This is a genomic window from Leifsonia sp. Root1293 (genome assembly GCF_001425325.1).
Lineage (GTDB): Bacteria > Actinomycetota > Actinomycetes > Actinomycetales > Microbacteriaceae > Orlajensenia.
Genome location: NZ_LMEH01000002.1, coordinates 1,036,705 through 1,049,458, shown reverse-complemented (window position 1 = coordinate 1,049,458; position 12,754 = coordinate 1,036,705). Strand labels below are relative to the sequence as shown.

Sequence of the window (12,754 nt, the reverse complement as noted above, 5' to 3'; positions counted from 1 at the left end):
GCTCAGTTGTTGGAGAGGTTGTCGCCGCAGCTGTAGAAGCCGGCCGTGAGCAGGTCGATTGCGGTCTTGGCGTCTTCCGTCACATCGCCGAGCGCGTAGACGGCGAAGGTGAGCGGGGTCCCGTCAGCCGCCGCGATGATCCCGGAGAGGGTGTACCCGGTGTCGATCCAGCCGGTCTTGGCGAACACGGAGCCATCGGCGACGGATGCCTCGCCCGTGAACCTGTCGCTGTAGGAGAGGGAACCCGAGCGACCGGCGACGGGCAGGCCGTCGGCGATGACGCCGAGGTTCGCTTCGCGGGCATTGATCTTCACGAACAGGCGCGTGAGGTACGACGGCGGGATCGCGTTGTCGTCGGACAGCCCGGAGCCGTCGACGACGACGATCCCGGCGGTGTCGACGCCGTAGCTGTCGAGTGCCGCGACGACAGCCGGCTGGATGGCCGAGAAATCGCTTCCCGTCCCGGCCGTGACGGCGGTGAGCCGCGCGAGCATCTCAGCGATGGTGTTGTCGGAGACGATGAGCGACTGCTGCACCAGGGTGGACACGGGAGCGGACTGCACGCTTCCGAGGGCCGCTGCACCGGCCGGCGCCGTTCCGAGCTCGATGGTCTGGATGCCGCCGAGCTGGTCGGCGAATGCCTGGCCGGCTCGGCCGATGGGGTCGTCGCTGCGTGCCGAGGTGTTGCTGTACGGGTCGTCACGGTCGCCGTCGACCTGCAGAGCGGTGACGCGCGACATGTAGCCGTCGTACTGCTCCTTGGTGTCCCAGCTCGGCTGCCAGTCGGGGCCCGTGAACAACGTCGAGTCCAGGATGAGGGTGGTGAGGGGCGGGTTGGACGGGTCGGCAGCCCAGGCCGTGCGCACCTGGTTCGCGAGGTCGTCCAGATGCGCGGCGCCCTCGTAGGCCGACGTCTCGCCCGACGGCAACCGTGAGAGGGTGAGGTCGCCGCCTCCGACGAGCACGGCCGAACCGGGCTCGGCGCCCTTCACGACGGTGGTCGTCGCCCTGTAGTCGGGACCGAGCACCTTGAGCGCTGCGGCGGTCGTGAGCACCTTCATGACACTCGCCGCGCGGGAGGGAGTGGTGCCGCCGCGGTCGAACAGCACCTCGCCCGTCGCGGCGTTCAGCACCTGGGCCTGCATCGAGGCGAGGCGGCCGTCGGAGGCGAGATCGGTCACCGAGCAGGTGCGCAACCGGCTGGCCGGTACGGCAGCGGCAGGCGTGGCTCGCGGATCCGGGGTCGGCGTCGGCGTGGCGGACGGGGTCGCGGATGCCGCTGCCTTCTGAGTCGCCGAGGGCGCCGGGCTGCCCGCTGCAGCGCCGGAGGCGAGGGCGGTGCCTGCGAGCAGAGCGATCGCGACGGCACTGCCTGCGATCGTCCACCCGCGTCGGTGGGATCGGAAGAGCCCACCCCTGGCCGGAGTGGCCGGTGTGCTCGGTGCATCCGTTTCAGTCATCCGCGGAAGCCTACGCTGTCGCGCCTGAGAGAATCCGAAGAGAGGGTGCCGTTCATTCGCCGGGGTAGCGCAGGCCGATCTGCGCCCGGATGGCGTCGAGGGTCTCGAGCACTGTCACGGTCTCCTCGGTCGGAAGCACGTCGCCCGATGTGACGCCGGCGGCCACCAGGCGCTCGAGTTCGGCGGCTTGGAACTGCATCCCCCGGCCTGTCACGTCGGACGTGAACGCCTCGGTCTCGGTGCCGTCGGCGTCGTAGACGCGGAACGACGTCGGCGTGTACCAGACGGTGTCGATGTCGATGCGGCCTTCGGTTCCGAGGATCGTGGCGATGTTGCGGCCGCGGGTGTCGCTGGCGGAGAGGGTCGTGGCGATCTGCCCGCCGGCGTAGCGGAAGATCGTGGCGACCTGGGCGTCGGCCCCCGTGCTCTTGAAGGTCGCAGAGGCCTGGACAGTCTCGGGGGTGCCGAAGAGGTCGGAGGCGAAGGAGATCGGGTAGATGCCGAGGTCGAGGAGGGCACCGCCGCCGAGCTCGAGCGCGTTGAGGCGGTGACCGGGGTCGTCGGGCAGGTCCTGGGTGTGGTCGGCGATGAGGGTGTGCACCTCGCCGAGCGTGCCGGCCGCGATGATCTCGCGCACCCGCACCATGTGCGGCAGCCAGCGGGTCCACATGGCCTCGAGCACGACGAGACCCTTCTCGGCAGCGAGGTCGACGACCTGGCGTGCCTCGGCGGCGTTCAGCGTGAACGGCTTCTCGACGAGCACGTGCTTGCCGGCCTCGAGGGCGAGGGTGGCGTGCTCGGCATGGAACGGATGCGGCGTCGACACGTAGATGACGTCGACCTCGGGATCGGCCACGAGCGCGGCGTAGCTGGGGTGGGCGTTGGGAATGCCGAACTCGGCTGCGAACGCATCCGCCGACTCCTGGGAACGGGATCCGACGGCCTGCACGGTGAAGCCGTTCAGGACGAGGTCGTTGGCCATGGCGTGGGCGATTCCGCCCGTGGCGAGGATTCCCCAGCGCAGTGCATCAGTCATGCTTCGAGGCTAGGGCATGCCGGTGCGCCTCTCGAATCCCCAGGGATGCGAGGCGATGGCCAGGATGGGGCCGCCTGTGGGAATCGAACCCACGACCTTCTCATTACGAGTGAGACGCTCTGCCGACTGAGCTAAGGCGGCGTGGCACTCGGCGATCATCCCGCGATGGGAGATGCCGCTTGGCACAGTAGGAAAGCATACCGTCTCCGACCGGCGTTCACGAACACGGTCGCCAGCCGACGAGCCCCGACACCGTGGGGACGGCGCCCGCTCGTCAGCAGTCGGGGTCGCTGGTCGGCGCGATTCCCTCGATGAGGAAGGTGTCCACGGCGTCATTCACGCAGGAGTTGGACTTGTTGTATGCCGTGTGACCCTCGCCGTTGTAGGTGACGAGACGCCCGTCGTCGAGCTGGGCGGCGAGCGATTGCGCCCACACGTACGGCGTCGCCGGATCGTTCGTCGTTCCGATGACGACGATGAGCGGTGACCCCTCGGCGCTGATCGTCGTGCGATCCGTCCGGGAGGTGTACGGCCAGGTGGTGCAGGTGATGTCGCCGAACCCGAAGTAGGCGCCGATGACGGGCGCGGCCGCATCGAGTTCCTGCTCCTGCTCGCGCATCGCTGCGGCATCCGTCACGTAGGAGTAGTCCATGCAGTTGACGGCAGTGAACGCCTCGGTGGAGTTGTCGCTGTAGTTGCCGGACTCGTCGCGCCCGTTGTACTGGTCGGCGAAGGACATCGCCTGGTCGGCTGACCCGCTGAGCACCGAGTCGAACATGGTGCTGAGCGCCGGCCATCCCTGCTGGGAGTACAGCGGGTAGATGATGGCGGTGACGAGCGAGTCTCCCCCGAGCATGCGACCGTCGGTCGCGCGGATCGGGGCGGCGTCGACGGAATCGAGCAGGGCCTTGACCGTGCCCATAGCGTCGTCGACCGTGCCGTCGAACGGGCAGTCAGCGCCGTCGAGGCAGTCGGTGAGGTAGGCACGCAGCGCGCTCTCGAAGCCCTTCGCCTGCTCGATGTTCACGTCGAGATTGGTGGCGGACGGGTCGATGGCGCCGTCGAGGACGAGGCGACCGGCCTTGGTGGGGAACAGGCCGGCGTAGACGGCTCCGAGGTAGGTGCCGTAGGAGTAGCCGAGGTAGTTCAGGGTGCTGTCGCCGAGCGCCGCACGCAGCAGGTCGAGGTCGCGGGCCGCGCTCTCGGTGTCGACGTTGTCGAGGAGGGGTCCGGTGTTCGAATCGCAGGCCTCGGCGAAGGCCTCGCCCCTCGCGGTCTTCGCGGCGAGCCAGGCGTCGCTGCCGCGCTCGCCCGGGGTGATGTCGTAGAGGTAGGCGTCCATCTGCGCCGGCTCGTAGCAGGTGACCGGGGTCGACCGGCTGACCCCGCGGGGGTCGAAGCCGATGATGTCGTAGTGCTTCTGGAGGTCGGCACTGACCGCGAAGTCGAGTGAATCCCGCACCATCTCATAGCCGCTCCCGCCGGGACCGCCGGGGTTGACCAGCAGGGATCCGAGCCGATCCCCTGTCGCCGGATGCCGCACCAGGGCGAGGTCGATGCTCTCATCGCCCGGCGCCCGATAGTCGAGGGGCGCCGTGGCGGTCGTGCACTGGAAGCCGTCGCCGCAGTCCTCCCACTCGAGCTGCTGGCCGTAGTACGACTCGAGGCCGGCCGGTGCGGTCTCGCCCGTCGGTGTCGACGTGTGCGGTCCTGCCCCGCCGCCGGCCCACGGCACGCAGCCGGTCAAGGCCAGCGCGAGGAGCGTGGCGCCGGCGACGGCAGCCCTCACACGCGCAGCGTGCCCTGCCCGGCGGGGAGCTGGTGTCGAACTTCTGGGTCGTCGGGTCACGCGGCGGCTCTCTCGGATCGGCGGAAGGTCATGAGCATGGCCTCGAGGGCCAGGAGCGGGGCGACATTGGCCTCGATGCGGGTGCGCGCGAGGGCGATGGCATCGAGGGAACGCAGGGTCTCGGCGGCAGTACCCGCCGTTGCGGCGCGTTCGATCCTCGGCAGGAGTTCGCGATTGATGATCGCGGAATCCCCGTGCAGCTGCAGCATCAACACGTCGCGGTGCAGGGAGGAGAAGTCGACGAGGATGCGGTCGATGCCGTCGCGGAGGCTCCGGGTGGCACGTCGCTTCTGGTCGTCCTCGAGCGCCTTGATCTGGCTGCGGAGCGCCGGAGGCAGAGTCTGGCCGGGCGCCACACCCAGCGAGCGCAGGGCCTTCTCGCGCTCGTCGGCGTCGCGCTCGAGGGTGATCGCCTTGGCATCGTCGCCGGCGATCTCGATCATGCGGGCGGCCGCAGCCACGGCATCCGACACCGTGCGGATGCCGAGGGCCGAGATCAACGTGGCCTCGCGGCGTTCGCGCGCCTCGCTCGACGTGGCCAGGCGCCGCGCCATGCCGATATGGCTCTGGGCTTCGCGCGCGGCCCGCTCGGCGACCTCGGGGCTGACGCCGTCGCGTGCGACCAGCAGGGCCGCCACGTCGTCGATGCTCGGAACGCGCAGCCGCACGGAGCGCACTCGGGACCGGATGGTGGGGATGAGATCGGCCTCGCTCGGAGCGCAGAGGATCCACACCGTGCGCTCGGGGGGTTCCTCGAGCGCCTTGAGCAGCACGTTCGAGGTGCGCTCGGGCATGCGATCGGCATCCTCGATCACGAGCACGCGGTGCCGCCCGACCGACGGCGAGTACGACGACGATCGCACGATGGCGCGCACGTCGTCGACCTTGATCGACACCCCCTCGGTGCTGAGCACGGTGAGGTCGGGATGACTGCGGGCGGCGACCTGGGCGACAGTCGCGTCGTCTCCGTCGGGGTGACCCGAGATCAACGCGGTCGCGAAGGCGTAGGCGAGATTCGACCGGCCCGATCCCGGAGGGCCCGTGATGAGCCAGGCGTGCGACATGGCCTGCTCGGCCGCCCCCTCGGTGGGAGTGGCGGATGCGGCTGCCGCCGCGGCCCGGAACACCGCGATGGCGTCGGCCTGGCCCGTCAGCTCGTCCCACACCGTCATGCTCCAACAGTAGGCGATGCCGCCGACGCGCTAGCCCAGGAGCCCCTCGACCCGTGAACGCACCGACGCGGCGATCTCGTCGACCGGTCTTGCGGCATCGACGACCAGGAAGCGAGCGGGCTCCGCCGCCGCGAGGTCGAGGAAGGCGTGGCGCACGCGGGCATGGAACTCCCCCGCCTCGGCCTCCAGCCTGTCGAACCGTTTCTGGGCGGCATCGAGCCGACCGCGCGCGACCCCCTCGTCGAGGTCGAGCAGGATCGTGAGGTCGGGGAGGAGTCCCTGCGCCGCCCAGAGCGAGAGGTCGCGCACCTCCGTGCCCCCGAGCACCCGACCGGCGCCCTGGTAGGCGACCGAGGAGTCGAGATAGCGGTCCTGAATGACGACGTCGCCGCGCTCGAGCGCCGGGCGCACCTTGGTCGCGATGTGGTGGGCGCGGTCGGCTGCGTAGAGCAGGGCCTCGGCGCGGGGCGCGATGTCTCCGCGGTGGTGCAGCACGATCTCGCGGATCTCGACGCCGACGTCGGTGCCGCCGGGCTCCCGGGTGCGCAGCACCGACCGCCCGCGGCCGACGAGCCACTCCTCGAGCAGGCGTGCCTGGGTCGTCTTGCCCGACCCGTCGCCGCCCTCGAGCGTGATGAAGAGGCCGCGCCCCGTCTCAGACGGGGCCGCGGCGGCGCTTCCGGCGCTCACTTCTTCTTCGGCGCGGCCTTGCGCGCTGCGGGCTTCTTGGCGGTGGACCGAGTCGTGGCCCGCGGCTTCGCCGGGCCCTTTGCGCGCTTCTCGGCGAGCAGCTCGACGGCGCGGGCGAACTCGATGTCGTCGACGGACTCGCTCTTGGGGATGGTCGCGTTCGTCTCACCGTCGGTGACGTAGGGACCGAAGCGGCCGTCCTTCAGCTTGATCGGCTTGCCGCTGACAGGGTCCGCCTCGAATTCCTTCAGCGCGCTCGGCGCCCGGCGTGCTCCGTACTTGGGCTGCGCGAACAGCTCGAGAGCGGCAGGAAGGTCGACCTCGAAGATCTGGTCCTCGCTCGTCAGGGAGCGGGAGTCGGTCCCCTTCTTGAGGTAGGGGCCGAACTTGCCGTTCTGCGCCGTGATCTCGACACCGGCCTCGGGGTCGACACCGACGACGCGCGGAAGCGAGAGCAGCTTGAGCGCGGTGTCGAGATCGATGGTCGCGAGATCCATCGTCTTGAAGATGGACGCCGTGCGCGGCTTCTCGACCACCGGCTTCTTGGCTGCCCGCTTCTTCGGCGGCTCGACGACCTCACCCGTCGCGGCGTCGACGACGGGCTCCGGTGCCGGTGCCTCGGGTGCGGGCGGGTCCAGCTCGGTCACGTAGGGGCCGAACCGGCCGTCCTTCGCGACGATCTGCTTGCCGTTATCGGGGTTGATGCCGATGACGCGATCGGTGACGATGGGCGCGTCGATGAGTTCACGCGCCTTCTCGGGCGTGAGCTCGTCGGGGGCCAGCTGCGGCGGGATGTTGATGCGACGCGGGGTGGCGTCAGGACCGGCATCCGGATCGGGAACCTCCAGGTAGGGCCCGAATTTTCCGATGCGCAGGGTGATGCCGTCTGCGATGCGGATGGAGTTGATCTCCTTGGCGTCGATGTCGCCCAGGTTGTCGATGACCTGACGCAGGCCCCGCTGACGGTCGTCGCCGAAGTAGAACTGCGTGAGCCAGCCGACGCGATCGGCGTCGCCGTTGGCGATCTCGTCGAGGTCGTTCTCCATCTCGGCCGTGAAGTCGTACTCGACGAGCTCGGCGAAGTGCTCTTCGAGCAGGCGAACGACGGAGAACGCGATCCAGCTCGGCACCAGGGACTGCCCGCGGTGCTCGACGTATCCGCGGTTCGAGATGGTGTCGATGATCGACGCGAAGGTCGACGGACGCCCGATGCCCTTGGCCTCGAGCTCCTTCACGAGGCTCGCCTCGGTGTAGCGCGGCGGCGGCGTGGTCTCGTGGCCGCTCGGCTCGATCTCGACGAAGGCGAGTTTCTGGCCCTCGGTGAGCGGCGGCAGCTTCGACTCCGCGGGCTCGGCCGATGCGTTGCGCTCCTCGTCGCGGCTCTCCTCGTAGGCGTTCAGGAACCCGCGGAAGGTGATCACGGTTCCACTGGCCGAGAACTCGGCGATGGTCTTCGTCGCCAGCGGGTGGGCGGCTTCGCCCGTGGGTCCGGCTGCGATGGTGACGGATGCCGTCACACCCTTGGCATCGGCCATCTGCGAGGCGACGGTGCGCTTCCAGATGAGGTCGTAGAGCTTGAAGTCGTTGCCGTGCAGGCTCGAGGCGAGCGACGACGGGGTGCGGAAGTTCTCACCCGACGGGCGGATCGCCTCGTGAGCCTCCTGCGCGTTCTTCGACTTGCCGGTGTAGACGCGGGGCTTCTCGGGGATGCTGTCGGCACCGTAGAGGTCGGTGGCCTGGCGGCGTGCCGCGGTGATCGCCTGCTGCGAGAGCGACACGGAGTCGGTTCGCATATAGGTGATGTAGCCGTTCTCGTACAGCGACTGCGCGACGCTCATGGTCTGGCGGGCGGAGAAGCGGAGCTTGCGCGCCGCCTCCTGCTGCAGCGTCGACGTCGTGAACGGCGCGGCGGGCTTGCGGGAGTACGGGCGCGACTCCACCTTCGTGACGGTGACGTCGACGCCGGCCTCGAGGGCCGCGGCCAGTGCACGGGCCGAATCCTCGGACAGCACCGTGGCCTTCGACGTGAGCGACCCCGTGTCGTCGAAGTCGCGGCCGGATGCGATGCGTTCTCCGCCGATGCGGACGAGGCGGGCGCTGAACGCGTCGGCTCCTGCTGCATCCGTTCCCAGAGTCGGGCTCAGGCGGGCTGCGAGATCCCAGTAGGACGCCGCCGTGAATGCCAGGCGCTCGCGCTCACGATCGACGACGAGCCTGGTCGCGGCCGACTGCACACGGCCGGCCGAGAGGCCGGGTCCGACCTTGCGCCAGAGCACGGGTGAGACCTCGTAGCCGTAGAGGCGGTCGAGGATGCGCCGGGTCTCCTGCGCGTCGACCAGCGCGGTGTCGAGGTCGCGGGTCTTCTTGGTGGCCTCGAGGATGGCGTCCTTGGTGATCTCGTGGAAGACCATGCGCTTGACGGGGACCTTGGGCTTGAGTTCCTGCAGCAGGTGCCACGCGATGGCCTCGCCCTCGCGGTCCTCATCAGTGGCGAGCAGGAGTTCGTCGGCGTCCTTCAGGGCGCGCTTCAGTTCCGCGACGGTCTTCTTCTTCGCCGTCGAGACGACGTAGTAGGGCTCGAAACCGTTGTCGACGTCGACGGAGAACTTGCCGAGGGAGCCCTTCTTCAGCTCGGCGGGAAGGTACTTGGGTTCGATGAGGTCACGGATGTGACCAACGCTCGAGAGGACTTCGTAACCGTCGCCCAGATAGGCGGCGATCGACTTCATCTTCGTGGGCGACTCGACGATGACCAGCTTCTTGCCTGGCACCAGACTCCTTTATATAGAGGTGAATACGGCGCTGCTCGATCACTCGGGTGAGAGCGGCACCCTCAACGGCACACCATACACACTTCGAACGAGTGATCGCTCGACGCGCCCGGAACTGAGCATTCATCGACATCACCCCTTCTGGCGCTTGAAACTCCTCCGAGGCGGAGGAAAATGAGTGGCATGGATACAACGACGTACACCGCCAAACTCACCGACGGCCCGCTCGAGGGACGCACCATCACGACGGAATTCCTCGAGGGCGGCGACCCGCGCCCTCGCCTCGAGATCCCGGGCGCAGGCAAGCACTACCTCTATGTGCGTGGCAGCGGACTCGAGTTCGACGGTGACGGCACGCAGCGGCCGACCGCGGTCGAGTACCGCTACCTCGAGGCCGTCTTCGCCTGAGTCCCCTGTCCCCGAGACCGCCCCGTCACCCGGGCGCCGGCCCGGCCCTCGATCGAGCGATCACCGGGACGCCCATCCACGATGTCGACACGGCGACGGTGACGGTCTCGCCGTCGACGCTGCAGTCATCGATGGCTGCATCGTTGGCTGCGGCTGCCCGCGCCGCGGCGTCGCAGATCACGCCGGGGACGGCGCCCATCGCCACGTCGCCTCCGGCGAGAGCTGCAGCGTCGGCCGCGGCAGACAACCGCTGGTGCACGACGAGTCCGCCGAGCGCCGATGCCGCCACCAGTGCCATCGCGACGACAGCACCGATGATGGCGATCGCCAGCACGGTTCCGGCGCCGCGCTCGTCACCGAGCGCGCACGCTCTCGTCGCCGGCGTCGCCGGCGTCGCCGGCGTCACCGGCGTCACCGGCGGCGCGTGCGTCACTTGCGTCGTCATCCCGTCGCTCTCCGTCGGCCCGGCCATCGGCGTCACAGCCCACCGCCCAGCGCGCACGACCGAGCAGACACCGTGAGCGCAGCGAGCACCGCATGAGAGCCTGCCGGGGCGCCCGCGGCGACGCAGACGAGGTCGCCGGAGCTGTCGACGGAGAGGGTCGCGCCGGGCACGGCAGCCGACAACCGGGCGGCAGCCAGGTCGACCCCGTCGCCACGTGCGAGAGTGCGGGCGGCATCGGCAGCGGCATCCGTCAACCGCACCTGGATCGAGACCGCCTGCACGCCGGCGAGGCAGACCGCGAGCACGAGCGCGACAGCGGGGAGGGCGACGGCGAACTCCGCCGTCACACTCCCCCGGTCGCCGCCGAACGCCGAACGCCCCCTGGTCGACCGCTCAGAGCGTGAGCGCATCGCGCACGAGGTCGGTGAGGATTCCGCGCACCTCGTTGCCCCGCAGGATGACGACGAGGAGGCCGGCGAAGCCGACGGCCGCCATGGTGGCCACAGCGTATTCGGCCGTTGCCGAACCGCGTTCGGCGCGGAGCCCGGTGGCCCGGGAGCGCAGGAATCGTCGAAATGTGCTCATGGTGATCTCCTTCTGGCGTCGAGTGGACGCGATCGCGGCACGGGCAGGACCAGCATCGGGCCCGGGCTCGCGCCGCGGGCCGATCCGAACGGATCAGAGGTGTCTCACCCGAGACCGTCGAATGTGGAGGAGACCACCGAGAGGATCATCGGAGCCACGCCGAGCAGCATGAAGGCGGGCAGCACGCACAGCGCCAGGGGGATCATGAGGCTGACGCCCAATCGCGCTGCGCGCTCCTGCCCGTCGGTCTGCGCGGCGAGGCGGAGGTCACCGGCCTCCGCTCGCAGCAGTTCCGCCGCTGGCACTCCCGCGGCACGGGCGAGCGCGATGACGGAATCGGCCTGGCCTGCCTGCTGGGCCGCTGTGGCGGCATCCACCACCCCGAACCTCGTCACGACAGCACCGGCCGAGCTGCGAGCACTGTCGAGGGAGGCCCCACCGGCGAGCGCGATGGCGATCAGGTCGATCATCAGCCCCGGACAGGGATCGCCGACTCCGGCCCGACGCACGAGACGAGCGCTCCATCGGGATCCGGCGAGCATGAGGATCCCGCCGGCGGTCAGGCAGGCGAGACCGGGCACTGTCGTGAACAGCACGCCGAGGGTGTCCATGCCGAGGACCGCTCCGAAGGCGACGGCCACCACGGGCAGCAGCGCCACGAGTCTCGAGGTGGCTCGAGGTCCGGCGAGCGCCACCCGCGCTTCCCTCTGGAGCCTCCCGGTGGCGCGGAACGCCTCGGCCATCTCGCGGAGTGCACCCGCCAGTGGTGCCCCTGTCTCTATCGCCAACGACCACACGGCAGCGAGCGCACGCCAGGCTCGCGCGGTCTCCGGAGATGCCGCGGCTCCCCCGGCGTCGGCGACCGCCTGCGCGACGTCGGTACCCTGATCGCCAGCTCGCGCCGCGGCATCGACCACCCGACCGGTCACCCCCGTGCGCCCGGCGGCGGCCAGGTAGCGCCAAGTGGTGGTCGGCGGTACACCGGCGGCGAGCAGAACGGCGAGCCGCTGAGCCGTGGTGGCCACGGCCTCGATGGCGGGGCGCGGCGCGCTCATCCGATCGCGGCGATCGTGAGGCGGCCGTCGTCCGCGAGCGCGAAGCGACCGAGCTGCGCGAGACGCCGCACGCCGTCGGTGCGCTCGAGATGGAGCACGAGGCCGATGGCGCTGACAGTCTGCCTGGCCACGGCCCGATCGCCCATGCCGGCGAGCGCTCCGAGGGCCTCGATGCGGGCTGGGACATCGGCGAGGGAGTTCGCGTGCAGGGTGCCCGCTCCGCCGTCGTGACCGGTGTTGAGGGCGGTCAGGAGCTCACGGAGTTCGGCTCCGCGGCATTCCCCGAGGATCAACCTGTCGGGCCGCATCCGCAGGGCTTCGCGCACGAGCGAATCGAGGCCGACGTGACCGGCGCCCTCCACATTGGCCTGGCGTGCCTCGAGACCGACGACATGCTGATGCCGCACCCGCAGCTCGGCGACGTCTTCGACCACCACGATGCGCTCGTCGGCTGGCGCCGATGCCAGCAGTGCGGCGAGCAGCGTTGTCTTGCCCACGCCCGCAGCGCCCGTGATGAGCACGTTCTCGCGCCGCCGCACCACGGCCGCCAGTTCGCGTTCCTGACCGGCGTCGATCATGCCCGTTCGACGCAGGGCGGCGAGGTCGGCATGCTCACCGCGCGGGATGCGCACCGAGATCAATGTGCCCGTCGTCGAGATCGGCGGGAGAGCGACATGCACCCTGATGCCGCCTCCGAGCCTCACATCGACGCACGGATGAGCCTCGTCGACGTGGCGACCACCGCTGGCGACCAGCCGAACGGCCAGCTCGCGCACCTCGCGTTCGCCGAGCTCCCAGTCGGGATCACGCCGGAGTCCTCGACCCGCGTCGACCCAGAGACCGGCCGCTCCGTTCACGAGCAGGTCGCTCACCTCCTCGGTCGCGAAGCGTTCGAGAAGCCCGAGAGCGGCACGGTCGACCGGAACGAGTGGGGGACCATGCTCGCCCTCGATGAATCGGTGACGGCCACGACCCGGCTCCCCGTCATCGACGACCTCTCCCCCGATTTCCGCGCCGATGCGCGCCGCCTGCAGCATCGGCACTGCGACGAACGGCTCATCCACCCGGTCGAATCTAGGTGGCCGGAACACACCGAACGGGGTACAAACTGCGATTGGGGGAACGTCGGGGTACACGTGCCACCGGGGAGGAGACCGGAGCGTGTACCTCGGTTAAAAAGAAGGGGCGGCACCTATTGGGGGGAACAGGTGCCGCCTCAGTGATGCGGGGATTGGGGGGAATCACTCCGCACCACGAACCCGAAAAAGCTTTCAGGCGCATGG

General features: G+C 69.7%; 12 protein-coding genes and 1 tRNA gene. 1 reads left to right on the top strand and 12 read right to left on the bottom strand.

The window, feature by feature from the left end; genetic code table 11:
• Window positions 1-2: 2 nt before the first annotated feature.
• The 7 genes from ASC59_RS16695 to topA all read right to left on the bottom strand — a co-directional run bounded on the left by ASC59_RS16695 (window position 3) and on the right by topA (window position 8,978).
• Window positions 3-1,460 carry a D-alanyl-D-alanine carboxypeptidase/D-alanyl-D-alanine-endopeptidase gene (locus ASC59_RS16695; protein ID WP_082513762.1) on the bottom strand — a complete coding sequence of 486 codons (1,458 nt, stop codon included), beginning with the start codon at window positions 1,458-1,460 and terminating at the stop codon, window positions 3-5.
• A 52-nt stretch (window positions 1,461-1,512) separates the two neighbouring features.
• Complete coding sequence (locus ASC59_RS16690; RefSeq protein WP_055825287.1) at window positions 1,513-2,496, bottom strand: Gfo/Idh/MocA family protein; 984 nt, start codon at window positions 2,494-2,496, stop codon at window positions 1,513-1,515.
• 65 nt (window positions 2,497-2,561) lie between these two features.
• Window positions 2,562-2,637: transfer RNA gene (locus ASC59_RS16685), tRNA-Thr, on the bottom strand.
• Between the two features lie 133 nt (window positions 2,638-2,770).
• Entirely contained in the window at window positions 2,771-4,285 is a 1,515-nt protein-coding gene (locus ASC59_RS16680; protein WP_055825283.1) for an alpha/beta hydrolase, read from the bottom strand.
• A gap of 56 nt (window positions 4,286-4,341) precedes the next feature.
• Window positions 4,342-5,517 carry a DNA polymerase III subunit delta' gene (locus ASC59_RS16675; protein WP_055825280.1) on the bottom strand — a complete coding sequence of 392 codons (1,176 nt, stop codon included), beginning with the start codon at window positions 5,515-5,517 and terminating at the stop codon, window positions 4,342-4,344.
• 30 nt (window positions 5,518-5,547) lie between these two features.
• Window positions 5,548-6,207, bottom strand: a complete 660-nt coding sequence (gene tmk, locus ASC59_RS16670; RefSeq protein WP_055825277.1) for a dTMP kinase — start codon at window positions 6,205-6,207, stop codon at window positions 5,548-5,550.
• Entirely contained in the window at window positions 6,204-8,978 is a 2,775-nt protein-coding gene (gene topA / locus ASC59_RS16665) for a type I DNA topoisomerase (protein ID WP_442915106.1), read from the bottom strand. Before topA ends, tmk begins: the two co-directional genes overlap by 4 nt.
• A gap of 183 nt (window positions 8,979-9,161) precedes the next feature.
• Here topA and ASC59_RS16660 point away from each other — a divergent pair, with 183 nt between their 5' ends.
• A complete protein-coding gene (locus ASC59_RS16660; RefSeq protein WP_055825273.1) occupies window positions 9,162-9,386 on the top strand; it encodes a hypothetical protein in 225 nt (74 codons plus the stop codon).
• A 25-nt stretch (window positions 9,387-9,411) separates the two neighbouring features.
• On the opposite strand, the gene ASC59_RS16655 is transcribed toward ASC59_RS16660, so the two are convergent.
• The 5 genes from ASC59_RS16655 to ASC59_RS16630 all read right to left on the bottom strand — a co-directional run bounded on the left by ASC59_RS16655 (window position 9,412) and on the right by ASC59_RS16630 (window position 12,535).
• Entirely contained in the window at window positions 9,412-9,831 is a 420-nt protein-coding gene (locus ASC59_RS16655) for an Rv3654c family TadE-like protein (protein WP_082513760.1), read from the bottom strand.
• 32 nt (window positions 9,832-9,863) lie between these two features.
• A complete protein-coding gene (locus tag ASC59_RS16645; protein ID WP_235492763.1) occupies window positions 9,864-10,178 on the bottom strand; it encodes a TadE family type IV pilus minor pilin in 315 nt (104 codons plus the stop codon).
• A gap of 46 nt (window positions 10,179-10,224) precedes the next feature.
• Window positions 10,225-10,416: a DUF4244 domain-containing protein gene (locus ASC59_RS16640; protein WP_055825261.1), complete on the bottom strand. Its 192-nt coding sequence runs from the start codon at window positions 10,414-10,416 to the stop codon at window positions 10,225-10,227.
• Window positions 10,417-10,520: 104 nt separating this feature from the next.
• Window positions 10,521-11,471 carry a type II secretion system F family protein gene (locus ASC59_RS16635; protein WP_055825258.1) on the bottom strand — a complete coding sequence of 317 codons (951 nt, stop codon included), beginning with the start codon at window positions 11,469-11,471 and terminating at the stop codon, window positions 10,521-10,523.
• The gene (locus ASC59_RS16630; RefSeq protein ID WP_235492762.1) at window positions 11,468-12,535 is read right to left on the bottom strand and encodes a TadA family conjugal transfer-associated ATPase; all 1,068 of its coding nucleotides are present in this window, start codon (window positions 12,533-12,535) and stop codon (window positions 11,468-11,470) included. The genes ASC59_RS16635 and ASC59_RS16630 overlap by 4 nt, the downstream gene beginning before the upstream one ends.
• Window positions 12,536-12,754: the final 219 nt, after the last annotated feature.

Coding starts and splice junctions, on each gene's coding strand:
- ASC59_RS16695 (WP_082513762.1), bottom strand. CDS start 1,460: ATGACTGAAACGGATGCACCGAGCACACCGGCCACTCCGGCCAGGGGT.
- ASC59_RS16690 (WP_055825287.1), bottom strand. CDS start 2,496: ATGACTGATGCACTGCGCTGGGGAATCCTCGCCACGGGCGGAATCGCC.
- ASC59_RS16675 (WP_055825280.1), bottom strand. CDS start 5,517: ATGACGGTGTGGGACGAGCTGACGGGCCAGGCCGACGCCATCGCGGTG.
- ASC59_RS16660 (WP_055825273.1), top strand. CDS start 9,162: ATGGATACAACGACGTACACCGCCAAACTCACCGACGGCCCGCTCGAG.
- ASC59_RS16655 (WP_082513760.1), bottom strand. CDS start 9,831: ATGACGACGCAAGTGACGCACGCGCCGCCGGTGACGCCGGTGACGCCG.
- ASC59_RS16640 (WP_055825261.1), bottom strand. CDS start 10,416: ATGAGCACATTTCGACGATTCCTGCGCTCCCGGGCCACCGGGCTCCGC.
- ASC59_RS16635 (WP_055825258.1), bottom strand. CDS start 11,471: ATGAGCGCGCCGCGCCCCGCCATCGAGGCCGTGGCCACCACGGCTCAG.